Origin of the sequence: Kitasatospora griseola, from assembly GCF_014648555.1 — a bacterium.
GTDB lineage: Bacteria > Actinomycetota > Actinomycetes > Streptomycetales > Streptomycetaceae > Kitasatospora > Kitasatospora griseola.
The window spans coordinates 149,693-175,165 of the sequence record NZ_BMRI01000006.1 but is presented as its reverse complement, the minus strand read 5'-3'; the positions used below and the strand labels follow the sequence as shown (position 1 = coordinate 175,165).

Annotated in this window: 21 protein-coding genes and 1 pseudogene; 12 read left to right on the top strand and 10 right to left on the bottom strand. The window is 73.5% G+C overall.

What is annotated here, in order from left to right:
- Window positions 1-4 precede the first annotated feature (4 nt).
- The 5 genes from IEZ12_RS10375 (at window position 5) to IEZ12_RS10355 (ending at window position 8,596) form a co-directional block, all read left to right on the top strand.
- Complete coding sequence (locus tag IEZ12_RS10375; protein WP_229847403.1) at window positions 5-4,189, top strand: PDDEXK-like endonuclease domain-containing protein; 4,185 nt, start codon at window positions 5-7, stop codon at window positions 4,187-4,189.
- Window positions 4,186-5,031, top strand: coding sequence for a hypothetical protein (locus IEZ12_RS10370; protein ID WP_189271737.1), 846 nt, complete (start codon window positions 4,186-4,188; stop codon window positions 5,029-5,031). Before IEZ12_RS10375 ends, IEZ12_RS10370 begins: the two co-directional genes overlap by 4 nt.
- A gap of 122 nt (window positions 5,032-5,153) precedes the next feature.
- Complete coding sequence (locus IEZ12_RS10365) at window positions 5,154-5,741, top strand: hypothetical protein (protein WP_189271736.1); 588 nt, start codon at window positions 5,154-5,156, stop codon at window positions 5,739-5,741.
- Window positions 5,742-5,885: 144 nt separating this feature from the next.
- Window positions 5,886-7,319 carry a dihydrolipoyl dehydrogenase family protein gene (locus IEZ12_RS10360; RefSeq protein ID WP_189271735.1) on the top strand — a complete coding sequence of 478 codons (1,434 nt, stop codon included), beginning with the start codon at window positions 5,886-5,888 and terminating at the stop codon, window positions 7,317-7,319.
- Between the two features lie 251 nt (window positions 7,320-7,570).
- A complete protein-coding gene (locus IEZ12_RS10355) occupies window positions 7,571-8,596 on the top strand; it encodes an LLM class flavin-dependent oxidoreductase (protein ID WP_189271734.1) in 1,026 nt (341 codons plus the stop codon).
- Between the two features lie 18 nt (window positions 8,597-8,614).
- Here the strand turns inward: IEZ12_RS10355 and IEZ12_RS10350 are convergent, their stop codons facing one another.
- Entirely contained in the window at window positions 8,615-8,971 is a 357-nt protein-coding gene (locus tag IEZ12_RS10350; RefSeq protein WP_189271733.1) for a DoxX family protein, read from the bottom strand.
- A 186-nt stretch (window positions 8,972-9,157) separates the two neighbouring features.
- On the opposite strand from IEZ12_RS10350, the gene IEZ12_RS10345 reads away from it, so the two are divergent.
- Entirely contained in the window at window positions 9,158-9,979 is an 822-nt protein-coding gene (locus IEZ12_RS10345; RefSeq protein WP_189271732.1) for a sigma-70 family RNA polymerase sigma factor, read from the top strand.
- On the opposite strand, the gene IEZ12_RS40560 is transcribed toward IEZ12_RS10345, so the two are convergent.
- Window positions 9,948-10,112, bottom strand: a complete 165-nt coding sequence (locus tag IEZ12_RS40560; RefSeq protein WP_373295460.1) for a hypothetical protein — start codon at window positions 10,110-10,112, stop codon at window positions 9,948-9,950. The genes IEZ12_RS10345 and IEZ12_RS40560 overlap by 32 nt on opposite strands.
- Window positions 10,113-10,224: 112 nt before the next feature.
- Window positions 10,225-10,269, bottom strand: a pseudogene (locus tag IEZ12_RS40555) (hypothetical protein); the annotation flags it as partial.
- A gap of 522 nt (window positions 10,270-10,791) precedes the next feature.
- Here IEZ12_RS40555 and IEZ12_RS10330 point away from each other — a divergent pair.
- The gene (locus tag IEZ12_RS10330; protein ID WP_189271871.1) at window positions 10,792-11,334 is read left to right on the top strand and encodes a hypothetical protein; all 543 of its coding nucleotides are present in this window, start codon (window positions 10,792-10,794) and stop codon (window positions 11,332-11,334) included.
- On the opposite strand, the gene IEZ12_RS10325 is transcribed toward IEZ12_RS10330, so the two are convergent.
- The 4 genes from IEZ12_RS10325 to IEZ12_RS10310 all read right to left on the bottom strand — a co-directional run bounded on the left by IEZ12_RS10325 (window position 11,285) and on the right by IEZ12_RS10310 (window position 15,255).
- Window positions 11,285-11,665, bottom strand: coding sequence for a hypothetical protein (locus IEZ12_RS10325; RefSeq protein ID WP_189271730.1), 381 nt, complete (start codon window positions 11,663-11,665; stop codon window positions 11,285-11,287). The genes IEZ12_RS10330 and IEZ12_RS10325 overlap by 50 nt on opposite strands.
- Window positions 11,666-11,941: 276 nt before the next feature.
- Entirely contained in the window at window positions 11,942-13,054 is a 1,113-nt protein-coding gene (locus IEZ12_RS10320) for a LacI family DNA-binding transcriptional regulator (RefSeq protein ID WP_229847401.1), read from the bottom strand.
- Between the two features lie 199 nt (window positions 13,055-13,253).
- Window positions 13,254-13,808, bottom strand: coding sequence for an EF-hand domain-containing protein (locus tag IEZ12_RS10315; RefSeq protein WP_189271729.1), 555 nt, complete (start codon window positions 13,806-13,808; stop codon window positions 13,254-13,256).
- 343 nt (window positions 13,809-14,151) lie between these two features.
- Complete coding sequence (locus tag IEZ12_RS10310) at window positions 14,152-15,255, bottom strand: TerD family protein (RefSeq protein ID WP_189271728.1); 1,104 nt, start codon at window positions 15,253-15,255, stop codon at window positions 14,152-14,154.
- 202 nt (window positions 15,256-15,457) lie between these two features.
- On the opposite strand from IEZ12_RS10310, the gene IEZ12_RS10305 reads away from it, so the two are divergent.
- Complete coding sequence (locus IEZ12_RS10305; protein ID WP_189271727.1) at window positions 15,458-17,131, top strand: PP2C family protein-serine/threonine phosphatase; 1,674 nt, start codon at window positions 15,458-15,460, stop codon at window positions 17,129-17,131.
- Window positions 17,132-17,159: 28 nt separating this feature from the next.
- Here IEZ12_RS10305 and IEZ12_RS10300 read toward each other — a convergent pair whose 3' ends face one another.
- Window positions 17,160-17,735 carry a DUF4240 domain-containing protein gene (locus IEZ12_RS10300; RefSeq protein WP_043909330.1) on the bottom strand — a complete coding sequence of 192 codons (576 nt, stop codon included), beginning with the start codon at window positions 17,733-17,735 and terminating at the stop codon, window positions 17,160-17,162.
- Window positions 17,736-17,859: 124 nt separating this feature from the next.
- Window positions 17,860-18,723, bottom strand: a complete 864-nt coding sequence (locus IEZ12_RS10295) for a universal stress protein (RefSeq protein WP_189271726.1) — start codon at window positions 18,721-18,723, stop codon at window positions 17,860-17,862.
- Window positions 18,724-18,960: 237 nt separating this feature from the next.
- Here IEZ12_RS10295 and IEZ12_RS10290 point away from each other — a divergent pair, with 237 nt between their 5' ends.
- Window positions 18,961-19,641 carry a pyridoxamine 5'-phosphate oxidase family protein gene (locus IEZ12_RS10290; protein WP_189271725.1) on the top strand — a complete coding sequence of 227 codons (681 nt, stop codon included), beginning with the start codon at window positions 18,961-18,963 and terminating at the stop codon, window positions 19,639-19,641.
- Between the two features lie 253 nt (window positions 19,642-19,894).
- Here the strand turns inward: IEZ12_RS10290 and IEZ12_RS10285 are convergent, their stop codons facing one another.
- Complete coding sequence (locus IEZ12_RS10285; RefSeq protein ID WP_189271724.1) at window positions 19,895-21,439, bottom strand: MFS transporter; 1,545 nt, start codon at window positions 21,437-21,439, stop codon at window positions 19,895-19,897.
- Between the two features lie 38 nt (window positions 21,440-21,477).
- On the opposite strand from IEZ12_RS10285, the gene IEZ12_RS10280 reads away from it, so the two are divergent.
- The 3 genes from IEZ12_RS10280 to IEZ12_RS10270 form a co-directional block, all read left to right on the top strand.
- The gene (locus tag IEZ12_RS10280) at window positions 21,478-22,095 is read left to right on the top strand and encodes a CGNR zinc finger domain-containing protein (RefSeq protein WP_189271723.1); all 618 of its coding nucleotides are present in this window, start codon (window positions 21,478-21,480) and stop codon (window positions 22,093-22,095) included.
- Between the two features lie 21 nt (window positions 22,096-22,116).
- Window positions 22,117-23,595 (top strand): SDR family oxidoreductase, encoded by a 1,479-nt coding sequence (locus IEZ12_RS10275; protein ID WP_189271722.1) that lies wholly within the window; start codon window positions 22,117-22,119, stop codon window positions 23,593-23,595.
- 145 nt (window positions 23,596-23,740) lie between these two features.
- The coding region (locus IEZ12_RS10270; protein WP_229847400.1) for an NADP-dependent isocitrate dehydrogenase at window positions 23,741-25,473 on the top strand (1,733 nt) is incomplete at its 3' end.

Here is a 25,473-nt window from a genome sequence, read left to right as displayed (position 1 = left end):
CGAAGTGCTGCGCGCGTATGGCAATTGGCTGAGCCGCTGGCGCCGGTGGGCCGAACGCGAGCGGGCCGACCGGCCGCTGCGCGCGCTGTACGAGACCGTCTACCGCTGGCACCAGCGTCTGGTGCAGCAGGACGACCAGGTCGAACTGGTCCTCGGCACCGGCCTGTTGGCGTGGAGCGAACCGCGGGGCACTGCCCTGCATCGGCACGTGTTCACGCGCCGCGCCGTCACCCACGTCGACCGCCGCACCGCCCGCATCACCGTCCACCTCACCACCGACGGCGAGATGCGACTGGAGGATCAGGACTTCCTGGACAGCGACGACGGCCTGGTGCAGGAACGCTCCACCGCGCTTGCCGAGGAACTCTCCGCGAACCCCGTGCATCCGCTCGGCGAGGCAGCCCTGGAGTGCCTGACCCGCTGGCAGGAGCTTGTTCTGCCGCGGCCGGTGTCTTTCAACGCCGGCTGGCGGCCCCCGGCCGCCCCCGACGCCGGTGTGCGGCTGACCTTCGCGCCCGCGCTGATGCTGCGCCCGCTCGACCGCAATGCGGTCCTGCGCTGCTACGAGCGGATCGCCCAGGCCGTGGTGTCCGAACGCCAAGCCCCACTCGGGCTGGCCCAGCTGGTGATGACCCTCAACCCGCAGGAACGGGCCGCCTGGGCCGACACCCCTACCCGAGGTCTGTTCGACGAGGATCCACTGTTCCCGCTCAAGACCAATGCCCAGCAGCGTGCCGTCCTGGACCGCCTGCAACGCGACACCGGTGTGGTGGTCCAGGGCCCGCCGGGTACCGGCAAGACCCACACCATCGCCAACCTGCTCAGTGCGTTGCTCGCCCAGGGCCAGCGGGTCCTGGTCACCAGTGCCCGCGACCACGCCCTGACCGTGCTGCGCGACAAACTGCCGCCCGCCATCCGCGACCTGTGCGTCCTGCTGCTGTCCGGTGCCCGGCAGGACGGCGCCGGTGAACTCGAGCGGACCGTCAACGCGCTCAGCGACCAGGCTGCTACCGGTGACCCCGCCCAACTTCGGGACGAGATCCGTCGGCTGACCCGAAGTCGGCAGGAACTGCAGAGCCGGCAGAAGCTCCTCACCGAGAAGATCATCGCGCTGCGGGAGGCCGAGCTCTACCAGCACCCCGAGGTCGCGCCCGGCTATTCCGGAACCCTCGCCGCGATCGTGCAGCGCGTCCAGGACGCCGCACCCGGGCTGTCCTGGATCGGCAGCCTGTCCGACCATGCGCCCGTGCGACCTCCGCTCACCTCCGTCGAAGCCGAAGAACTGGTGGTGCTGCTGCGGGAGGGAGCCACCGACTGGTCCGCCGGCTCGCTGCCGCCCGCACCGAGCCTGCTGCCGACCCCCGGCCAGGTCGCCACTGCCATCGCCGACGCCCAACCCGCCACGGCCGGGCTGTCCGCCGAGGCCGCCGCGCTGCGTACGCGACTCACGGCACTCGACACCCCCACCACCGACCACCTGGTCGCCCTTCTCGATGCCGGACGCGGCCTGCTGCACCGCCTCGGTGTGCCTTGGGACGCTCGCCGGTGGGGCGAGGCCGACTGGACGGCGCGCGCTCTGACCGATCGGCTTGCCCGTCGCCGCCAAGCCCTGTGGGAGCGCGTCGCCGACGCCGAACCCGCCCTCACCGAAACCGCCGCCGCGCTGGCCGCCGTCGGCGTCCGGACCGTGACCCTGCCGTCCGACCTCACCGCCGAACAGGCCAATCGGATTGCCGACGCCGTCCCCGAACTGCGCAGACACTTCGCCGGGCCGCGGACCCTGCGCGGACTGTTCACCCCGAGGGCGCTGCGTGAGGCCGAAGATCTGCTGGCCGGGTGCCGGATCGACGGTCGGGTGCCCGCCGACGCCGCCGACCTCGACGCGGTCCTCGCCCACCTGCGCGCGCATCTGATCCTGGCCACTGTCGCCGTCCGCTGGGCCCAAGCCGGTGCTCCGCTCGACGACGGCCCGCTGGAGGTGCGCCTTGCCGACCTCCAGGAACGCTACTGGAACCTCGCCACGATCGTCGGCTTCGGCGGGCTGCGTGAACGGATCGACGAACTGCTCGTCGGTCGCTCGGTGTTCCTCGACCTGACGAGCCCCCAGTCCTGGCAGGACTTCACCTCCGCGGTCACCGCCATGTCCGGCCGACAGCGCGCCGAGGAAGCCACCGAACGGCTGGCCGGCTGGGAACGGTCGCTGCGCGCACCCGCCGACGGCTCATCCCCCACCCCCGAATCACTGGCCATGGCGCAGGCCGTCGCCGACCACGACCTCGACCGCTACACCAAGGAGCTCGACGCCTACGCCGCCGCCCACACCCGGCAGCATCGGGGCCAGCGCTGCAGGCACCTGCTGGACACGCTTGCCGCCGCATCGCCCGCCCTGGCCGGCCGGCTCGCGCAGGAGTGCCGCGACCCCGACTGGCCGCAGCGCCTCGCCCGGCTCGACGAGGCCTGGGCCTGGGCCGGTGCCCGCCGGTTCGTCGAGGACGAGCGCGCGCCCGGCCGGGAACAGCGGTTGGATGCCGAGCTCACCGAACACGAAGCGAAACTGGAGGAGTTGACCGGCGATCTGGCCGCCGCCAAGGGGCGGCTGCATTGCCTGGAGCGGATGACCAACGAACAGCGCTCAGCCCTGCAGGCCTACCGCGCGCACATGGCGTCCTACGGCAAGGGCAAGGGTAAAAGCGCCGCCCAGTTCGGGGCCGCCGCGCGCAGCGCCATGCAGATCGCGCAGAGCGCCGTCCCCGCCTGGGTGATGCCGATCTCCCGGGTCGCCGAAATGATCGAACCCCGCCAGGACGCGTTCGACGTGGTGATCGTCGACGAGGCCAGCCAGGCCGGCATGGACGCGTTGTTCCTGCTCTGGCTGGCACCCCGGATCATCGTGGTCGGCGACGACAAGCAGTGCACCCCGCCGGTCACCGGCTTCGGGCGCTCCCAGCAGATCCAGGACCGGCTCACCGCCCACCTCCCGGACGTGCCGCGGCACTTGAGGCAGCTGTACATGCCGCACTCGAACCTCTACCAGTTGCTGTCCACGTTCTTCCCGTCCACCATCCGGCTCCAGGAGCACTTTCGCTGCATGCCGGAGATCATCAATTGGTCCTCCGCCACCTTCTACACCCCGCCCGGGCTGATCCCGCTGCGCCAGTACGGCGGCGACCGGCTCGACCCGTTGCTGACCCACTACGTCGCCGACGGCGTCGCCGAGGGTCGCGACCAGCGGATCCGGAACCACAAAGAGGCCGAGGCGATCGTCGACTGTCTGGCCGAACTCACCGCCGACCCCGCATACGAGGGTCGGACCATGGGTGTCATTGTGCTCCAGGGCGGTAGCTACGGGGCCCAGGTGAGGCTACTGGAGCAGCTGATCCAGCAGCGGATCCCGGCACCTGCGCGGGAGAAGCACCGGATCCGGGTGGGCGACGCCGCGATGTTCCAGGGCGACGAACGTCACGTCATCCTGCTGTCCATGGTGGTGGACCGGGTTCGCAAGATCGCTGGCGGGCTGCGCAACGAACAGCAGGCCTACAACGTGGCCGCCAGCCGGGCGCAGGATCAGATGCGGCTGTTCTACTCCGTCCCGCCGGACCAGCTGAAGCCCGGAGACCTTCGGCTCAACCTGCTCTCCTACATGCAGAACCCACCCGCCGCGCTCGCCGAACTGGACGACATCGGCCTCGTGCTTCCCGACGTGCCGTGCAAGCCCTTCGACTCGCTGTTCGAGCAGCAGGTCTACCTGCGGATCAAGGAGCGCGGCTACCACGTCGTCCCGCAGTACCCCGCCGGCAACAAGCGGATCGACCTGGTGGTGGTCGGTGCCCGCGGCCGGCTCGGCGTCGAGTGCGATGGAGACCGCTATCACTCCACACTCGAACAGCTCCGTCACGACCAGCAGCGCGACCGCGAACTCCAGCGCGTCGGTTGGAAGTTCTGGCGAATTCCGGAGAGCGAATTCCGGTTCGACCCCGAGCAGGCACTGGCCGGCCTGTGGCAGGAACTCGACCGCCAGGGGATCCGGCCCGCCAACTATCACCAGCCCCGGCCCACCGGCGCCCCCGAGGAGCCCTGGTCGCCCCTGCTGCTGCCCGAACCGGGCGACGAGCAGGCCGACGAGGAGACCGGGACCATCGATCGCACCGACACCTCCGTCAACGACACCGACACCGAAGGAAATCAATGAGCGCCGCCCGTGTCCTGCCCGACAGCCCGCTGCTCGACGAGAAGACCGTCACCGAACTCTCCCGGGTCGTCACCGGCGAGGACGACCTCTACTACCGCAGGGGGTACGAGATCGCCGGATTCCTCCGCCGTGCCGGCTGGCAGGACGTCCCTGAGTACGACGGCCAGTTCCGCCGCGAGTGGGCCCTTGAACTGCTCATGGGCCGCCGCGACCAGCCCGCCGAGATCGAGAAGGTTCTGCTTCGACTGGCTGACGCCCGCGAATACCTGGATGAACCGGAACTGCTCGCCGACGTGGTCGCCGCGGTCAACTCCTTCCTGGTGCACGAGGGTTATCGCCTGGAGGGCACCGGCGGCGGCCCCCGCCTGCTGCCCTGCGACCCGGCCCTCGCCCACCCTTCCGAGTACGGCGCTTCCGAGCTCAAGGCCGCGATGACCGACATCGTCGCCGACCCCAAGATGGCCCTGTTGCTCCAACGCCGCCTCGACGAGGCCCGCACCTGTTACGCCAACGGTGCGCACGTGGCAGCTATCGTGATGCTCGGCAGCCTGTTGGAAGGTGTCCTGCTGCAAGTAATTCTGGAGCGAGACCGGTCCCTGCTGGGTCGGGCGGAGCCGAGGAAGGTGGGTCTGAAGGTGCTCATCGATAAGTGCTATGCGGTTGGCTGGGTCGAGGCGGATGCCGAGCGGTTCAGTCAGGTTCTGCGCGAGTACCGAAACTTTGTCCACCCCGCGGCTGAGGCCGAGGAACCGCACCGGCCCGACCGCGACACCCTTGGCATCGGCTGGCAGGTCGTCAACGCCGCCCTCAATGACCTCGCCGCCTCGGTGCCTGGCCGGTAAGCGCAGGGGAGGGAACGGGCGGCCGTCGCGAGGCGCGGGGCTGCCCGTTCGGGCGTCGTAAGCAAGCCATCGCCGACCCTTCGTAGTACTGTCCGCGAAACCGATCATCAAGGGGGGACCGGATGGCAGCGGCGCGGCGCAGGTGGATCGCGTGGGGGCTGAGGGGCCTGGCGGTGGTGCCGATTGCGGCGTATCTGGTGGGGAGTCAAGCCGCGCGCTCGGGTGGGCTGGTGGAGGTGGAGCGCTGGTTCAACAATCCGGTGCAGTTGATGGGGGCCGCGGTCGGGCTGGTCGTGGTTTCGGCGATGGTGGGGGTCCGGGGCTGGTGGTCGCGGACCGGGTGCCTGATCTCGCTGGTGGCTCTCGGGTTCGCCGCAGTGCCGTTCCTGTTCGTGTGGTCCGTCTTCGGCGTGGAGTGGCGGGAGACGAACCGCAAGCCCGGCCCGGAGCAGCCGGGGAACGTGCTGGTCGTGACAGAGCTCGTCACGCTCGACCCGGTCTACCGCATCCAGGTGCTGACGGGCAGCGGCTGGTCGGCCCGGCACTGGGATCTGGGGTGGTGGGGGGAAGAGGACGGGCGCGGCTACTTCCGGGGCGCCGAGTGGTCCGGGCCGAACCAGGTCACGGTGACGTCGGAGAAGGAGATCGTGGTCTTCACCGTGGACCCCGTCAGCGGTCGGCCGGGCGAGCCGGTGGTGACGCGGCGGTAACGGGCCCCGCGGGTGCGTCGGGCCGGCCTCCCGTGAGGCGCGTGTGCAGGCTGTGGCCCGTGGTGTACGAATGGGCGTGACGGGACGGCAGTGCACGGCCCCGGCCAAGTGACACGGACGACGGATGTGGGAGGGCGGCTGCTGATGGGTGCGGACGGCGACAGCTATGACCTGGTGGTGCTCGGGGCAGGGCCGACCGGGGAGAATCTCGCGGATCGGGCGCGGGCCGGCGGGCTGACGGTCGCGGTCGTCGAGCAGGAACTGGTGGGCGGCGAGTGCTCGTACTGGGCGTGCATGCCCAGCAAGGCGCTGCTGCGGCCGGCGGCGGCGTTGGCCGAGGCGCGACGGTTGGCCGGAGTGCGGGAGGCCGTCGGCGGGGAGCTCGACGCGGGGGCGGTGCTGAAGCGGCGGGACGGGTTCGCCTCGAACTGGCAGGACGACGGGCAGGCGGCCTGGCTGGAGTCCGTGGGCGTCGAGCTGGTGCGCGGACACGGGCGGCTCGACGGCGAACGGCGCGTCACCGTCGAGACCTCGGACGGCGGCTCGCGCACGCTCACCGCGCGGCACGCCGTCGCCGTCTGCACCGGGACGCGGGCCGCGCTGCCGAAGCTCCCCGGGCTGGCCGAGGCCAAGGTGTGGACGAGCCGGGAGGCCACCTCGGCGAGCAGTGCGCCCGGGCGGCTCGCAGTGGTCGGCGGCGGGGTCGTCGCGGTCGAAATGGCCACCGCCTGGCGGGCGTTGGGCAGCGAGGTCACGCTGCTGGTGCGCGGCGGACGGCTGCTCGATCGGACGGAGGACTTCGCCGGGCAGCTGGTCGCGGACGGGCTGCGCGAGGCCGGGGTCGACGTCCGACTCGGCGTCTCCGTCACCGCCGTGCACCGCGCCGAGGACGGCACGCTCACGCTCGACCTGTCCGACGGCACCCGGCTGCCCGCCGACGAGGCGCTGTTCGCCACCGGACGCGTCCCGAACACCGCCGACCTCGGGCTGGACAGCGTCGGCCTCACGCCCGGCGACTGGATCGCCACCGACGACAGCGGCGTGGCCACCGGCGTCCCCGGCGGCTGGCTGTACGCGGCCGGCGACGTCAACCACCGTGCGCTGCTCACTCACCAGGGCAAGTACCAGGGCCGGATCTTCGGCCAGGTGATCGCCGACCGCGCCGCCGGCCGCCCCCTCGACCTCGCGCCGTGGGGCCGCAGCGTCGCCACCGCCGACCACGCCGCCGTCCCGCAGGTCGTCTTCACCGACCCCGAGGTCGCCGCCGTCGGACTGACCCGGCGTCAGGCCGAGGACGCGGGCCTGCGGGTCCGCGCCGTGGACTACGAACTCGGCAACGTGGCCGGCGCCTCGCTGTACGCGGACGGCTACCGGGGCCGCGCCTGCGCCGTCGTCGACCTCGACCGGGAGACCCTGGTGGGCGTCACCTTCGTCGGCCCCGGCGTCGCCGAGCTGTTGCACTCCGCCACCATCGCCATCGCCGGCGAAGTCCCGCTCTCCCGGCTCTGGCACGCCGTCCCCGCCTTCCCGACGATCAGCGAGGTGTGGCTGCGGCTGCTGGAGACCTACCGGGGCTGACGGAACGCCGGAAACGGAGGCGCGGCACGACCGGGCGGGCCGGAGCCCGCTCGGCGGCGGCCTCCGCCGGGGCGTCGACTGCGCCCGGCGACCCCGTCGGGTGGGACGGCCGGATTTCGCACCATTGCGGCGGGATTGCACCGCGTCACAATCACCCGCCGCCCCGTTGATCGCGCCGCCCCCGGTGTGTGAGCGTGACGGAAGCGGGACGGGCGGCCGCACGGGGTCGCCGCCGTGCAAGGAGGAACCCGGTGCCCACCCCCGACCGGCCACTGCGTTCGCTGGGCTTTCTGACCATCGGACTGTTCGACGAGCGCCGCCCCGCCGAAGGCCACGAAGCGACGCTGCGCCTGATCGAACTCGGAGAGCAACTGGGATTCGACAGCGCCTGGTTGCGCCACCGGCACCTCCAGTACGGCATCTCCTCGCCGCTCACCGTGCTCGCCGCCGCCACCCAGCGCACCCGGCGGATCGCCCTCGGCACCGCCGTCACCCCGCTCGGCTGGGAGAACCCGCTGCGCTACGCCGAGGACCTGGCGACCGTCGACGTGCTGTCCGGCGGTCGGCTCAACCCCGGTGTCAGCGTGGGCATCCCCGCGCACTACGAGGACGTCAAGGACGCGCTGTACCCCGACACCGCCGACCGCGAGGACTTCGGCTACGGCCGGGTCGAGCGCTTGCTAGGCCTGCTGCGCGGCGACACCGCAAGCGCCTTCCGCGGCGTCGAGGGCATCGAGTCGTACTCCGAGCGCGTCCAGCCGCACGTCCCCGGACTGGCCGGGCGGGTCTGGTACGGCGGCGGCAGCCTGCGCTCCGCCCGCTGGGCCGGGCAGCAGGGCCTGCGCCTGCTCACCAGCAACGTGGTCAAGGCCGAGCAGGACGGCGAGAAGTTCGCGAGCATCCAACTCGGCCAGATCCAGGCCTTCCGGGCCGCCCACCCCGACGGCGAACGGGCCCGGGTCTCACAGGGCCTGGTGGTGATCCCCACCGACAGCGCCACCCCCGCCCAGCGCGCCAAGTACCGGGCGTACGCGGCCTCCCGGCACGCCCGGACGCTCGTCCCGCACGGCCCGGCCCGGCTGCTGTTCGCCCCCGACCTGGTCGGCAACGCCGAGCAGCTCGCCGAACTGCTGTACGCGCACGAGGCGTTCCGCGAGGTGGACGAGGTGGCGGTCGCGCTGCCGTTCACCTTCGAACCCGAGGACTACACGCAGATCCTCACCGACCTGGCCACCCGCCTCGGCCCGCTGCTCGGCTGGAAGCCCGCCGTCAACTGACGGCAGGAGCAGGCGGGTTCACCGGAAACGGGCGACAGCGGCGGCCGCCAGCAGCAGGAACACCAGCGGGAACGCCAGATTGTGCAGCACCCGGGCCCGCAGGTGCGCCAGCACCGCGCAGACGAAGAACAGCACCAGGCCGACCGCCGCCGCCAGCCCCAACTGCCGCAGCCCGCACAGGCCGGCCAACACGCCGGCCGCGCCCGCGCCCTCCAGGACGGCCAGCGCAGGAATCCAGCGCGGCGCCAGGCCCACCTCCGTGGCGTTCTGCACCACGAACCGGGCCCGCAGCGCCTTCGCCCCGACCTCGAAGGCGTTCGCCAGCACGCAGCACACCGTGACGGCCGACAGCACCGCCTGCGTCACCCCGCTCACCGCCGCCACCCCAGGTCCGACGAATCCGCCTGCCAGGACGGGGGATCGGCGCACAGTACACTCATCACGACTCCACGATTCACTTCGAAGGTGCAGGTGGGACCGGGCGGAAACCCGTCCGGGCCCGGCCGGTCGTTCTCTCTCGCCCCTCCTGACGACCCCCGCACCCGAAAGGTGACCCCTGTCGTGGAACTGATCGAACACTTCGAGGCGGCCCGGCCCCGACTGCTCTCGCTGGCCCACCGCGTCCTCGGCTCCCAGCAGGACGCCGAGGACGCCGTGCAGACCGCCTGGACCAGGGTCCACGCCCTCGACGCCACCACCCTGGACAACCCCGACGGCTGGTTGACCACCGTCACCGCCCGGCTCTGCGTCGACCAGTTGCGGTCCCGCGCCCGGCGGCCCGAACTCCCGCTGCTCGACCTGGACTTCCGGTCCGAGGAACTCGCCGCCGAAGAGGCGTTCCTGCGCCGCGAGGAGGTCTCCCGGGCCCTGCTGGTGCTGCTCGACGCGCTCCCGCCCCGCCAGCGGGTGGCCTACGTCCTGCACGACCTGTTCGCCGTCCCGTTCGACCAGGTCGCCCAGGTCCTCGACGTCCGACCCGACGCGGCGAAGAAGCTGGCCAGCCGGGCCCGGACCGCGCTGCGGGCAGGCCGGCCCGAACCCGGCACTCCCGCCGCCTCCCAACTGCTGGTCGTGGAGGCCTTCCTGGCCGCCGCCCGGGGCGGAGACCTGGGCCGCCTGGTCGCCCTGCTGGCCCCCGGCGCCGTCCGCACCGCCGATCCCCGCCTGCTGCCGCCCGGCGCCCCCACCGAGGTCCACGGCGCGGACGCCATCGCCACCGAGACCCGCGCCTTCGCCGCCCGCATCGCGCTCGCCACCCCGCTCCTGCTGGACGGCCGCCCGGGCGCGGTGATCGCCCCCGCCGGCCGCCCCTACGCGCTGATCCGGCTGCGCCTCGACCCGGGCGGCCTGGTCACCCGGATCGAGATCGCCCCCGCGCGGTAGCGCAACTCGCCTGCCGCCAGCCGGTCTTCACCGTGCAGGATGTGTCGCTGAGGGTGACGGCGGACGGCGCGGTGTCCGCCCTGGTCCGGCTGCCGTTGAAGCCGAAGGAGGCCGAACCGCCGGGCGGGATCACGGAGTTGTAGCCCACGGCGGTGACGGTGACCGGCGCGCCGGACTGCGGGCTGGGTGACGGTGCCGTTCCGGAGCGAGCCGATCTGTTGCCCGCTCGGGAACGTCCACGTCGCCGACCAGACGCTGATCGCCGTCGAACTCCGGTTCACCAGCGTCATGTTGGGCCCGAATCTGCCGCCCCACTGGCTCGCCGCCGTGTAGTCGTCTAGCAAGAAGCAGACGGGGAGGGGGAGTTGGACGGAGAAGGCGAGGAAGCTGGGAGGGGGTGGTGCCCGTCGGGTCGTCGTAGCGGATGCCGGGGCCGATCAGGCCGGCCTCCTCGGTGCGCACCAGCGCCTCGGCGCAGGCCGTGGTGCGGCGGGCGTGGACCAGTTCGAAGCCGACCGGACCGACCGGCTTTTGGGTCGTTCTCCGCCTGGCGGCGGACGTCGGGAACGGGAGGTTCTGCGACCTCGTCGATTCCCCCGGCAGCGGGAGCGCCCGAGGTGCCCGCCCTCGGAGGGCCGGGGCGGTTCGCGGCCATCGGGTCAACAGAGGGACGGCCCAGTGAGAGTGCCGCGACTTCGTGCGGGCCGGGGCGGTCCGTGGCCGCCGGGTCGACGAAGGGACGGCCCAGCGAGTACCGCGACTTCGTCCGGGCCGGGCGGCCGCGAGGTGGGTCGTCAGGGCAGGATGAGGGGATGCCGGATCTGCTGTGGGACGACGTCAGGGACTTTCTCGACCCTGATCTGATGGGCGCTCTGCCCGACCTGTTCGTGTCGGAGGTCTCGGTCGAGGACTGGCAGGCGCTGTTCGACCTGGTCGAGGCGTCGGGGTGGGCGTGGGAGTGGCGGGTCGGCGTCAGCCCGGGCGGGGCGCTTCCGGCTGCTGCGGAGGTGTTCGCGCGTCCGGTCGATGCGGAGACGGTCGAGCTGCGGGTTCAGCCGGTGGCGGGGGTGCTGGTGATCTTCCGGCCGAGGTCCGCGGAGGAGATCGAATTCGACGTCGACCTGCGCGAGCTTCAGGGGCAGGCGGGGGTGGACCTCCTGTGCGGCCTGCTGCGCACGATCGGGCGCCGGTTGGGCAAGGTGGTGGCGATGACCGCCGAGGGTGACCACGGGAATCCGGTGCTCGGGTTCGATCCCGTCACGGACCGGGTGGTGCTGATGGCGGAGCCGCAGTCGACGGGGCGTGTCACTGAGCGGGAGGCGGGGGCTCGATCCCGGACGGCGGGTTCGTGGTGAACATGAACTCCTCCAGGACCGCGACGAGTTCGGCCCGGCTCCGGGTGGTCCAGGTGCCGAACCAGGTGTGCACGCCGGTGGGGGTTCCCTTGCGCGGGAACCCGGCGAGTTGCAGGAAATCGACCTGGTAGCAGCCGTCGGGATCCCCCTCCGGCTCCCAACGGGCGTCGAAGCAGAGCCCGTTGTGCACCAGGTGGCCGCTGATCAGCACGGATCCGTAGAACCACTCCATGGTGTCGGGCGACGGGTCGACGGCGTAGAGGCTGTTCATGTCGATCACCCAGGCCGGCGCCACGCGCAGGGGCTGGAGTTGTCGCCAGGTGTCTGCCATGTCGTCCTCGCTGCTCAGTGGTTCGCCGGTGTCGGGGCCCGGATTTCGACGATGATCGCAGAGTCGGCCCGAGGCTGTCCTCGCCGAGGAGGCCCCGTGGGCACCACCGGGGGAGCGACGAAGCCCGAGCCGTGCGGCACGATCGGGTCCGGGCCGACGCCGTTGCCGCGCGAGGTCCAGCAGGTCCACCCCGGACGGCCCCGGCGACCCGTTGCGCGGGTTCGTGCCGGAGCCGGTCACGGGCCGGAACCGCGCCTGGAGCCGACGCCGCGCCGCTCAGCAGGACTGGCGCACCACCAGGTGGGTGGGGAGGACGACCGAGCGGGTCGGGGACGGGTCGCGGAGGAGTTCGACGGCGCGGGCACCGAGGTCCTCGACGGGTTGGCGGACGGTGGTCAGGCCGGGGCGGGCGGAGGCGGCGGCGGGGGAGTCGTCGAAACCGACCACGGCGACGTCGTCCGGGACGCGGCGGCCCAGCCGGCGCAGGGCGCGCAGGGCGCCGACGGCCATCGCGTCGGAGGCGGCGAACACGGCGTCCACGTCCGGGAACTGGTCGAGCAGCCGGACCATGGCGTGCTCGCCGGAGCGGGACCCGAAGTCGCCGTAGGCCACCGCGCAGCGGGTCGGATCGCCGTGGTCGAGCAGGGCGCGGCGGTAACCGGCCAGGCGGTCGGCGCCGGCGGCGGTGTCGGGTGGGCCCGCGATGGTGGCGATCCGTCGGCGGCCGGCCCGGTGCAGCAGACGGACGGCGGCGCGGGCGCCGCTCAGGTTGTCGGCGTCCACGTGCGCCAGGCGCTGCGACTGCGGGGGCCGCCCCAGCGCGACCACGGGCACGCCCGCCGCCTGCACCAGCCCGGGCAGCGCGGGATCGCCCCACCGCCCGACCAGCAGCACCCCGTCCACGTGGCCGCCGCACAGGTACCGCACCAGCGACGGCCTGGCCGGCCCGGGCCCCGCCGTGAGGACCACCAACTCCCGGTCGGGGACGACGCGTTGCGCCCCGGCGAGGAGCCGGACGGGGAACTGGTCGGCGTGGAAGCGCAGGACGTCCGCGAAGGCGACGACGGCGATCGCGCCGGTGTCGCGGGAGGTCGCGGCGGACGCCCGGCGGCGGACGTAGCGCAGCTCGCGGACGGCGGACTCGACGCGCGCGGCGATCTGCGCCGAGACCGGCGCGGACCGGTTCAGCACCCGGGACGCGGTGGCGCTGGACACGCCCGCGTGCGCGGCGACCTGAGCGAGCGTCGGGCCGGGCCCGGACGGCGGCCGCTCGGGATCGAGCCGGTCGGGCCGGTCGGATCGTTCGGGTCGGTCGAGGATCGGGAACGGGTCGGCGCCGCCCGGCTGGGGGCTGGCGCCGCTCGGGTGGGGGAGCGGGTGAACGGGCAACGCGGCCGCCCTTCCTGGCGCGGAACGGGGGATGCCGTGGCCACCCGCCCGGGGCCACCGGTGTCCGCACCGTAGGTGTTGGTCGATGCACCGTCAAGAGTTCGCGCAGCGCCGAGTCCGTGCAGGGCCGAGTCCGTGCAGCGCCGAGTTCGCGCCCGGTCCCCCCTCGGCAGGCGGGGCCGGTGCGCCCCGGCGCGAGTCAGGTGCCCTGCTGGATGGGGCCGATCAGCCAGTTCCCGGGCGCGTTCTCGTCGCTGCTCAGGTAGAACTCGGTGATGGCCGTCCGGAACTCGTCGTGGCCGATCACCCCGTTTCCGTCGCGGTCGAGCCGCCGGAACGCATCCTCCGAGTGCACGGGCGGGATTCTCAGGGCGTCGTACATGCGCACGTACTCGTCCTTGCTCAGGACGCCGTCATGGTCGGTGTCCAGTGCGTGCATCAGCGCGTCCGCGATCGCCAGCACCGCCTTCTCGAAGTGCTCCGGAGCGGTGACGTCGGCCACCATGAGGTCGAGGAACTCCTTGCGGTCGATCTGCCCGTCCCCGTTGGCGTCGCCGTGGGGGAGCAGCACACGCCACCACTCCTCGAACGCGCTCCGCATCGCCGAGGCGTTCTCCCGGTCGTCCGGCGCGGCCAGCCTGCCGAAGAGTGCCCCCATCGCCCGGAAATCGTCGTGTGTGAGCACACCGTCGCCGCCCTGGTCGAACCAGTCGAAGAGCATGGTGAACTTCTGGTTCTTCACGTCAGCCGGCATCCCTGTCTCCGCTCTCTCGCCCGGGCGGCGGGACGCACCTGTCCGCCGGAACTCCCGGAGCACGGTAGAGCGGTGACGAACCATCAGGCAGTCGCCCGAAGGGAACTTCACCCTGTCGACGGAGCGGTTCCGGTTTCGGTGCCAGCACCAGTGCCGGCCATCGGTTTCGCCCGCGGCATGCGCGCACCGGCACGCCGGAACCGCGGCTCGCCGACCGCGGGCACATCCCGCCCGCGTCCGCCGGAACGCCTCGGTCGAGCATCGCCCCACCGGAGCGGGAAAGCGTTTTCCGGTTGCTGTGCCCCGGCCCGGGATCACCGGCCGGGGCGCAGCCGAGGAAGGATCAGTCCTCGTAGTAGTTGTTGACGACCACGTCCGGCGCGTCGTCGGAGAGGGCCTCGTTCAGCAGGGCGCCGCCGACCAGGCCGGCCGCGCCTGCGCCGATCAGCGCGCCGGTGCCGAAGCGGCGGCCCTGGGGCTGCTCGGGCGGGTAGCCGCCCTGCTGGGGGTAGCCGGGCTGGGCGGCGGGGTAGCCCTGCTGCGGGTAGCCGGCGGCCGCGGGGGCGGTGTAGTACGGCGGCGGGGTGGTCTGGACGCGCTGGGCGCACGCGCCGCAGGACTGGATCTGGCGCGGGACGCCCCACTGCGGGGACCACAGGACGGCCGCGGTGCCGGGGCCGTGGGCGGGGTCGAAGAAGCAGGTCACCGGGGAACCTCCGGAGGGCTCGGGCAGGACGGCGGCAGGCACTGCCACCGTGGGCGCGGGCAATGGCGCGGGGAGCGGTGCAGGGACGGCCACGGTGGCCGGGGCAGCGGCAGGCATCGGCGGCACGGCAGGAGCCGCGGAAGCCGCGGGCGGGGCGGCTGCCGCGGGCGTGGCCGGCGCCGGGGCGAGGACCGCGACGCCGAAGTCGGTGGCGATGCCGGCCAGGCCGGACGAGTAGCCCTGGCCGATGGCCCGGAACTTCCAGTCGCCGCCGTGCCGGTAGAGCTCGCCGAAGACGACGGCGGTCTCGGTGGTCAGCTCCGGGCCGAGTTCGTAGCGGGCGAGCTCGCCGCCGCCCGCCGCGTCCGCCACCCGGACGTACGCGCCGTGCACCGAGCCGAACGCCTGGTGGCGCTGGTCGGCCTGGTAGATCGCCACCGTGAAGACGATCCGCTCCACCCGGGCCTCGACCGCGCCGAGGTCGACGCGCAGCCGTTCGCGGTCGGTGCCGTCGCCCGGGTCGCCGAGGTGGGTGACGGCGCCGTCGGGGCTGGTGAGGTTGTTGAAGAAGACGAAATGCTGGTCGGAAACCGCTTTCCCGTCGGCGTCGCACAGCAGGGCGTTCGCGTCCAGGTCATACTCGCCGGCGGCCTGCCACCCGAGGCCGATCAGGACGCTCGCCGAGCCCTTGCCGTCCCGGAGCACGGGAACGTTGGCGCCCTTGGCCAAGGCCGTTGACATGCTGGTCCTCCACTTGAACCGAAGATCGTTCCGTGCCGACAACGCCCCGCCTGAGCTGGGGGTTCCCCGGTCCGTGGACAGGTGGTGACGTAGTGTCGGTCCGGGCGGGTGGCGGCGCTCACCCGTCCGGGCCGGTGCGGTCGTCGGGCGGTGGAGCGGGCCGGAACAGTGGCAGGGAACGCCGAGCGGAGAGGGGCGAGGGTTGTACGGGCGAGCCGAGCAGGCCGACTGGGGCGAGGCGCTGCGCCGTACCGTCCGCCGGCTGCGCGAGGAGCACCTCGTCCGTTGGCCGGAGCTCGCGCCCGGACCGCCGCCGATCGTCCCGGACGCCGTGCTGGACCCGGACCTGGCCCGCCCGCCGGAGCAGGACCTGCACCGCCTGCTGGACGCCGTCCCGCAGGCGGCCGTGCTCGCCGAACCCGTCCGGGGCTCCGACGGCGCAGTGCTGGACCTGGCCGTGGTGATCGCCAACGAGGCCGTCGTCCGGCACCCGCACCACCCGGAGCAGCTGTCCGGGCAGGCTGCCGAGGGGCACGGCGTGTCGCTGCGGGAGGCGTACCCGGGGCTGTGGACGGAGCCGGTCGCGACCGCCGTCGAGGAGGTGCTGCGCACCGGGCACGCCGCGCGCGGCGTGCCCGTGCGGTGGGACGGCGCCGGCCCGGACGGCAGCGCCCGCAGCCGCCGCGAGCGCCTCACCGTGCACCGGCTGGGCCGCCGTCTGCTGCTGCTGTGGACCGACGACCGGACCGAGGAGGTGGCCCGGGCCGCGCAGCGGATCGCCCGGGTCGGTTGGGCCGAGTGGACGCTGCGCGACGGCCGGCTCGACGTCTCGCCGGGCCTGGCCGTGCTGCTCGGCCGCACCCCCGACACCGAGACCCTCACCCTCCACGAGATGCTCGGCCGGGTCACCGAGACCGCCCGCCCCGCGCTGTACCGGGCCCTGGACCGGCTGCTCACCACCGGCGCCGACATCGACGTGCTCACCGAGCTGTACGGCGTCGGCCGGCCCCGCCGGGTCCGGCTGGTGGCCGAGGTGGTCCGCGACGAGGGCGGCCCGATCGAGGGCCTGCGCGCCGTCCTGCAGGACGTCACCGAGCTGTACGAGAGCCAGCGCCGACTGCGCGAGCAGCAGGAGGAGACGGAGCGCCAGGCCCGCCGCGCGGACGCCGAGCACTCCGTCGTCCAACGCCTCCAGGACGCCCTGCAACCGCGCTCGGCGACGCTGATCGGCCTCGGCGTCACCACTGCCGTCGCCTACCGCCCGGCCGAGGGACGGGTCGGCGGCGACTGGTTCAAGGTCCGCCAACTCCCGGACGGGCGCGCCCTGTTGGCGGTCGGCGACGCGCGGGGCCACGGGCTGGACGCGGTCGCGCTGATGTCCATGCTGCGGCACGCGCTGGCCGGGCTGGCGTTCACCGGCGCCCTGGTGGAGTCGCTCGGCGGCTGGCTCAACCGGATCGCCTGCGACGACAGCGACGAGTCCACCGCCACGGCGATCGTCTCCCGCTACTACCCCGACCGGCACCTGCTGCGCTGGATCTGCGCCGGCCACCCGCCGCCGGTGCTCCTGCGCGACGGTCGGGCCACCCTGGTGCCCGCCGAGATCGGCCCGCCGTTCGGCGTCCTGCCGAAGGCCGCCTACCGCGCCGCGGAGACGCTCGTCCGGCCCGGCGACACCGTGCTGCTCTACACCGACGGCCTGATCGAACGCCGCGACCAGGACATCGACGTGCGCCTCGACGCCCTGTGCGCCGCCGTCGAGGCGCACGCCGCGGAGCCCACCCTGCAGGACCTGGTGGACGCCGTGGTCCGCGACATGTCCGGCCCGCTGTCGGAGGACGACGCGACGCTGCTGGCGTTCCGCTTCGACCGCTGACGGATCGTCAACTGTGTTGCAAGGATGGTCAGTCCACGAGATAGAGCGCGGCCAGGCGGGGCAGGCGGCGGTGCATCTCGGCGTCGTCGTCGAAGTCGAACGGCTCGCCCATGCCCGCGTCCCGCTCGACCGGCCCGACCCGGGCGGTGCCCAGCTCGGCGCGGTGGCGCTCGTAGGCCAGGTGGAAGCCGGCCCGGTCGCCGGTGCGGCGCTCGAAGGCGTACGACGCGGCGTAGTTGACGGCCTCGTTGAAGAACACGTCCTCCGCCTCGAAGCGGTTCTCGCCGACCGCCGCCGGGTGCTCGGCGATCACGTCCGGCCCAGCGAGAACCTTCTCGTACCAGGCGCGGCCCTCGGAGATCACGCCGGCCCGGAAGTCCATGAACGAGTCGTCGGAGCAGCCGCCGCCGATCAGGTACGCCGCCGCCCAGACGTCCCACCGGTACAGGGCGTGGTGCAGGCGGTCGAAGCAGGCCTCGAAGCGCAGGATCTCCGGCTCCGGGCGGGTGGCCAGGACGTCCACCAGGGCCCGCTCGAACGGGACGGCGGGCGTGGCCGCCGCCCGGGCGGAGTCGATCAGCTGCCAGAACTCGTCGTTGTCCATGCCGGTCAGCCTGCCCGCCGGGTACGACAACGCGCGGCCGCCCCGTCGTCACCCGGAGGCGGTGGGTGAGGACGAGGCGGCCTGGCGACCCGGCCCGGGGGAGGGGCCGGGAATCGAGGGGGCGTCAGTCGTGCGGGACGACCGCCACCGGGGACTGCGCGTGGTGGATCACCGCGTGGGCGACCGAGCCGAGCTTCGGGCCGATGTTGAGGGCGCGGCGGCGACGGCCCACCACCACCAGGTCCGACTGCGCGGACGCCTCCACCAGCGCGGCCGCGCCGCCACCGGTCCGGACGTCCTCCAGCACCAGAGTCCGCGGGTACTTCTCCCGCCACGGCGCGACCGCGTCGGCGACCATGCCGACGGCCAGCGCACCGAGCTCCTGGCGCTCGGTCTCCACCGGGACCCAGCCCGCGTAACCGTAGGTCGGCGGCAGCTCCCAGCCGTGCACCACCCGCACCCGGGCGCCGCGCAGCTGCGCCTCCTCGAACGCGAACTCCAGGACGGCGTCCGCCGGTTCGAGCGCGTCGAAGCCGACCGTCACCTCCGGCTCGGGCGACTCCAGGGCCGGGCCGCCCTCGCGGACCAGCACCACCGGGGTCTTCGACCGGCCGGCCACGCCCAGGCTCACCGAGCCGACCAGCAGCCCGCGGAACCCGCCCAGGCCCCGGGTGCCGATCACCAGCAGCTGCCCCTCCTCGGCGGCCTCCGTCAGACCGTCGATCGCCGAGTCCGGCACCAGCGCCGAGGAGACCGCCACCCCCGGGTACGCCGCGGCCAGCTCCTGGACGATGTCGCCCAGCATGCTCTGCGCGCCCATCTCCAGGTCGTCCATCTTGACCAGGTCGTTGGCCTTGCGGCCGAGGTACGGCCAGGCGTGCAGCAGCCGCAGGGGAGCGCCCCGTCGACCGGCCTCCTGGGCGGCCCAGTGAGCGGCGGCCCGGCTGCGGACGGACGCGTCGACGGCGGCGAGAACGGGACGAGTCATGGCAGTGCCTTTCCCTGTTCGGGTTCCCTGCGGGCCTCTTGGCCCGCCTCGGGATCGCTGACCACTCTTCCCCCACGCCAGAAGGCCCGCCAGGGTCGCGGGGCCCGGTCGGGTGGGACGTTGGTCCCTTCGGTGGATCGGGCGTCGCCGTGGGTCCAAACGGGCCCAACGCCTCTGCCGGAGTCGCCCCCGGGCGCGCACCATGGGGGTACCGCCACCGTCAGGGAGGTGACCGAAGTGACCAACGAACACACAGCCGGTGCCCCCGCCCCGCAGACCGCGCGCGCCCGGCGCTTCGCCGACCGCCTCGCCGACCTCGGGCTGACCGAGGCGCAGGCCGCGACCCGGGCCGGCATGTCGATCGCCTACCTGCGCCGAGTGCTGGAACTCGACAGCGACTTCGACCCGCCGGCGCTGCTGCGCCTCGCGGCGGTCCTCGGCCTGGACTACCAGGAACTGGTCTCCGGCCGCCCCGCCGAACGCGTCCACGGCGCGAGCGCCGCACCCCGCTCCGACCACCGCCCGATGATCGGACCTCCCGTCCTCGGCGAACTCGGCACCGTCGACTGCTGGGACCGCCTCGGCGCGAGCGGCCTCGGCCGCCTCGCCCGCACCGGCCCCGACGGCCCGGTGGTGCGCCCGGTCAGCTACCTGGTGCACGACCGCACCGTGCTCTACCGCACCAACCCGGACGGGGTGCTCGCCCCCGCCGCGGGCGGCGAGGCCGCCTTCGAGGTGGACCACGCCGACCCCGACCTGCGCCAGGGCTGGAGCGTCCTGATGACCGGCCCCCTCGCCTACGTCACCGAACCCGCGCTGCTCGCCGAACTCCCCCAGCCCCCGGCCCACGGCCGCTGGGTCCGCCTGACCCCCGCGACGGTCACCGGACGGACGATCAGCACTGCGTCGGGCACCTGACGAAGTCGCTTGCGGTGAAGGCGGGTTGGCCGGGCTCAGGCTCATGGATCGCCCGCGAGCGCCTGGGCGACTGGAACGATTGGGACGGCGCCGCCTTCGAGCTCGGGACCCTTGTCGCGCCCGTGACGTTCACGCACGTCAAATGGGTCTTCTGGACCGACAACCCGTTGGGGAACGCGCTGCACGAGGTGCTTCTCCAACTGGTTGCCGCAGGCGTGTGGGAGCGGCGGGACGAACCCGACGACGAGCAGTTTCACCCGTCGGACGCGGGCTCTGCTGCTCGCGGTCCGACGAGTGTCGTGGCGGCCGTCAGGGCGGCGGCGAGGGCGAGGACGGCCGGGACGGAGTGGGTGGCGAGCGGGCCGGCCAGGGCGGTGCCCAGGGCGAAAGCGGTGATCTTGAGGCTGGCGCCGGTGGTGAAGATCTGGCTCCGCAGGTGGGCCGGCGCCTCGCGGTGGCGGACGGCGAACAGGCCGGTCAGCAGCGGTCCGTCGCCGAGGCCCGCCAGGGCGGCCGCCGCGAGCAGCACCCACGGCCGGCCGTTGGCGCCGGTCGCGGCCAGGGCCAGCGCGACGGCCTGCAGCAGCGCGCCGAGGCGGACCGCCGCGTCCGGTGCGAGCAGGTGAGGACGACGGGCGAGCGCCGCGTTCGCCAGCAGGGCGGCCACCGCCGTGCACGTCAGCAGCAGCGGCCCGCGGCTCGCGCCGCCCAGCGTGCGTTCGCCGAGCAGCGGGAGGCAGGCCGCCAGCATGCCCTGGCCGGCGCAGGCGCCGACCGAGACGAACGTTGCCCGGGCCAGCGCCGGGCGGGACGTCAACAACCTTAGGCCGGAGGCGAGTTCGGAGCGGATGGAGCCGGAGCCGCGGGCTGGGCGGACACCGGTCGGGTCCTGGTCGGAGCAGGGATCGTCGTGGTGCGAGGCGGCGTGCTGGTCCGGGTGGGCGCGGTGACGGTCGGGCCGGGGGTCCTGGCCCGGGCAGGCGTCGACGGAGCGTGGGCGGGCTTGGTCCCGGCTGGAGTGGGCTTCGTCGTCGTCCGGTCGTGGCTCGTTGTGGCTCGACCTGATGCCATGTTCGGGGTGGGTGCGGTCGTGGCTCGGTCGGGCTCGGTCCCGGTCGGAGTGGGCTTCGTCGTCGTCCGGTTGAGGCTCGTCGCGGTCCGGCCCGATGTCCCGGTTGGGGCAGTCGTCCTGGTCGGAGGCGACGTCTCGGCCCGGGTGGGTGCTGCCGGAGGCGTTGTCGCGGGCGGGCAGCGTCCAGGCCGCCGGTAGGGCGGCGGCGATCAGGACTGCCGCGAGGAGGACCGCCGCGTCCGCCCCGAGGGTGGCCGCGATCGTGCCGGCCAGGGCCGGGCCCGCCAGGGCTGCCGTGTCGAACGTCATGGCGTCGAGGGCGTTCGCGCGGGGGAGGCGGTCGGGCGGTGCCACCCGGGGGAGTTGGGCCGTCCAGCCGCCGGAGAGGGCGGGGCCGAGCAGGCCGGTCGCGGCGGCCAGGGCCAGGACTGCGGGCAGCGGGAGCCGGCCCAGGGCTGCGAGGACGGCGAGGAGGCCCGCCGCGTACAGCGCGAGGGCCCGGGCGAGCAGGCGGCCGGGGTGGCGGGCGCGGTCGAGGTGGACGCCGAGCAGGGGGCCGCCGAGCGCCGATGCGGCGGTCAGCGCCGCGAGCAGGGCCGAGGCCTCGCCGGCGGAGCCCGCTGCGGCGAAACCCGCCAGCAGCAGGGCGGGCCCCGACATCTCGTCGCCCGTTCGGGCCATCGCGGCCCCGGTCAGACACCGTCCGAGGAAAGAACACCTGGTCACCTGCCGGACGCTACGTCGGTAACGGAAAACTCGACAAGATGCGTTACATTGCCGACGTGCCGACCACACCCGCCGCCACCGACCCGCCGCTGCGACCGTCCGTCCTCACCTCGGCCCGGCGCGCCGCCGCCGTGATCAACGCCTTCGCCGGAGACCCGGCCCCCGGCGACCTCGCCGCGATCCTGCGCGCCCATGGCGAACCCGACCCCGTCGACCTCACCGCCGGGGACGTGGACGCCCTGTGCGCCGCCGCCGCCCTCCTGCGGGAGGTGTTCGTCGCGCCCGACACCGACGGCGCGGCCGCCGTCCTCAACCGCCTGCTGCGCGAACGCACCGGCCCGCTGCGGCTCACCACCCACGGCGGCGCCACCGGCTGGCACCCCCACCTCGACCACGACGACGACGCCTCGTGGGACGACTGGCTGATCGCCTCGTCCTGCCTGGCCCTCGCCGTCCTGCTGTGGGAACGCGGCTGCCCGCCCGGCGGGAGCTGCGCCGCGTCCCGCTGCGGGAACGTGTACCTCACCCAGGGCAGCGGCATCGAGCGCCGCTACTGCTCCCGCCGGTGCGCCACCCGCGAACGCGTCGCCGCCCACCGCCGCGCCCGGACCGCCGGGACCCGGGCTGGCCGGGACGACGATGATCGGCTGAACTGACCGGAGCGGAGCGAGGAGGCGATGGTGGCGGTGCGGTGTCTGGTGACGGGGGCGACGGGGTATCTCGGGGGGCGGCTGGTGCCCGAGCTGTTGGCGGCCGGGCACGAGGTGCGGTGTCTGGTGCGGGAGCCGGCGCGGCTGCGGGACCATCCGTGGCGGGGGGCGGTGGAGGTCGTCGCGGGGGACGTCACTCGGGGCGAGACGCTCGACGGGCCGTTCGACGGGGTGGACGTCGCTTACTACCTGGTGCATTCGCTCGGCACGGGGCCGGGCTTCGAGGCGGTGGACCGGGACGCGGCCCGCGCGTTCGGGCGGGCCGCCGCACGGGCGGGGGTGCGGCGGATCGTCTACCTGGGCGGGCTGGTGCCCCGTGACGTGCCGGAGGGGCAGCTGTCGCCGCACCTGCGGTCCCGGGTCGCCACCGGGTGGGCGCTGCGCGAGGGCGGGGTGGCCGTCACCGAGTTGCGGGCGGCGGTGGTGATCGGCTCCGGGTCGGCCTCGTTCGAGATGCTGCGGCACCTCACCGAGCGGCTGCCGGTGATGGTCACGCCGCGCTGGGTGGACACCCGGATCCAGCCGATCGCGGTGCGTGACGTGCTGCGGTACCTGGTCGGCGCGGCCGGCCTGCCGGACGGCCCGGACACCGACCGGGTGTTCGACATCGGCGGGCCGGAGGTGCTGACGTACCGGGCGATGATGCAGCGCTACGCCCTCGCGGCGGGTCTGCGGCGCCGGTTGATCCTTGCGGTGCCGGTGCTCAGCCCGGGCCTGTCCTCGCAGTGGGTCGGCCTGGTGACGCCCGTCCCCGGCGGGCTGGCCCGACCGCTGGTGGAGTCGCTGCGGTACGAGGTGGTGTGCGCCGAGCACGACCTGGCCCGGTGGATCCCCGACCCGCCCGGCGGCGCGACCGGCTTCGATCGGGCCGTCACCCTCGCGCTGCGCCGGATCCGCGACGACGAGGTCGCCACCCGCTGGTCCTCGGCCGCGCTGCCGGGCGCGCCCAGCGACCCGCTGCCCACCGACCCCGACTGGGCCGGCGGGAGCCTGTACCAGGACGTCCGGGAGCGGCACGTGGACGCCGACCCGCAGGCGCTCTGGCAGGTGGTGGAGGGCATCGGCGGCGAGCACGGCTGGTACTCGTTCCCGCTCGCCTGGTGGGTGCGCGGCGCGCTCGACCGGCTGGCCGGCGGCGTCGGACTGCGGCGCGGCCGGCGCTCGCCGGGGCGGCTGCGGGTCGGCGACTCGCTGGACTTCTGGCGGGTCGAGGAGATCGAACCCGGCCGGCTGCTGCGGCTGCGCGCCGAGATGCGGCTGCCCGGCCTGGCCTGGCTGGAGCTCACCGTCACCCCCGAGGGCGCCGGCGCGCACTACCGCCAGCGCGCCCTGTTCCACCCGCACGGCCTGGCCGGCCAGGCCTACTGGTGGTCGGTCGCGCCGTTCCACGCGGTCGTCTTCGGCGGGATGGCCCGCAACATCGCCGCCCGGGCGGAGCGTCGTTGAGCCCGGGCGGGCGCCGGCGAACGGGCTCCGGAGCGGGCCGGTGGGGCCGGTCGGTGCGACGCGTACGGGGGGTTGGTTGCGGAGATGCCCCCGAGTCGAGATATCTTGACGTCAAGACGTTGCAGACGTGGAAGCTGGAGCTACGGTGACTGACTCGACCATCATCTACACCCACACGGACGAGGCCCCCGCCCTCGCCACGTACTCCTTCCTGCCGGTTGTCCAGGCCTACGCCGCCACCGCAGGTGTGAGCGTGGAGACCCGTGACATTTCGCTGGCCGGTCGGATCATCGCCGTCTTCCCGGAGTACCTCCAGGAGGACCAGCGCATCGCGGACGCCCTCGCCGAGCTGGGCGAGCTGGCCAAGACCCCCGGCGCGAACATCATCAAGCTGCCGAACATCTCGGCCTCCGTCCCGCAGCTGAAGGCCGCCATCGCGGAGCTGCAGGCCCAGGGCTACGCGCTGCCGGAGTACCCGGACGAGCCGAAGACCGACGAGGAGCGCGACGTCCGCGCCCGCTACGACAAGGTCAAGGGCTCCGCCGTCAACCCGGTGCTGCGCGAGGGCAACTCCGACCGCCGCGCCCCGCTGTCGGTGAAGAACTACGCCAAGACCCACCCGCACCGCATGGGCGCCTGGTCGGCCGACTCGAAGACCAATGTCGCCACCATGGGCGTCAACGACTTCGCCTCCACCGAGAAGTCCGCCGTGATCGGCGCCGACGGCGCGCTGCGCATCGAGCTGGTCGCCGAGGACGGCGCCGTCACCGTGCTGCGCGAGAAGGTCCCGGTGCTGGCCGGCGAGGTCGTCGACGCGTCCGTGATGCGCGTCGCCGCGCTGAACGAGTTCCTGGCCGCGCAGGTCGCCCGCGCCAAGGCCGAGGGCGTGCTGTTCTCGGTGCACCTCAAGGCCACCATGATGAAGGTCTCCGACCCGATCCTGTTCGGCCACGTGGTCCGCGTCTTCTTCCCGAAGACCTTCGCCGCGTTCGGCGCCGACCTGGCCGCCGCCGGTCTGAACCCGAACAACGGCCTCGGCGGCATCCTGGCCGGCCTGGACAAGCTCGCCAACGGCGCCGAGATCAAGGCCTCCTTCGACGCCGAGATCGCCGACGGCCCGGCCCTCGCCATGGTCGACTCCGACAAGGGCATCACCAACCTGCACGTCCCCAGCGACGTCATCGTGGACGCCTCGATGCCGGCCATGATCCGCACCTCCGGCCACATGTGGGGCCCGGACGGCCAGGAGGCCGACACCCTCGCCGTTCTGCCGGACAGCTCCTACGCGGGCGTCTACCAGGCCGTCATCGACGACTGCCGCGCCCACGGAGCGCTGGACCCGGCCACCATCGGCTCGGTCCCGAACGTCGGCCTGATGGCCCAGGCCGCCGAGGAGTACGGCAGCCACGACAAGACCTTCGAGATCGGCGCCGCCGGCACCGTCCGCCTGGTCGACCTGAACGGCGAGACCGTCCTTGAGCAGCCGGTTCAGCCGGGCGACATCTTCCGCGCCTGCCAGACCAAGGACCTGCCGATCCAGGACTGGGTCAAGCTGGCCGTCACCCGCGCCCGCGCCACCGGCGACCCGGCCGTGTTCTGGCTGGACCCGCACCGCGCCCACGACGCCGTGCTGATCGAGAAGATCAACAAGTACCTCCCCGAGCACGACACCGAGGGCCTGACCATCCAGATCCTCTCCCCGGTCGAGGCCACCAAGCTCTCCCTGGAGCGCATCCGCCGCGGCGAGAACACCATCTCGGTCACCGGCAACGTGCTGCGCGACTACCTGACCGACCTGTTCCCGATCCTGGAGCTGGGCACCAGCGCCAAGATGCTGTCGGTCGTCCCGCTGATGGCGGGCGGCGGCCTGTTCGAGAC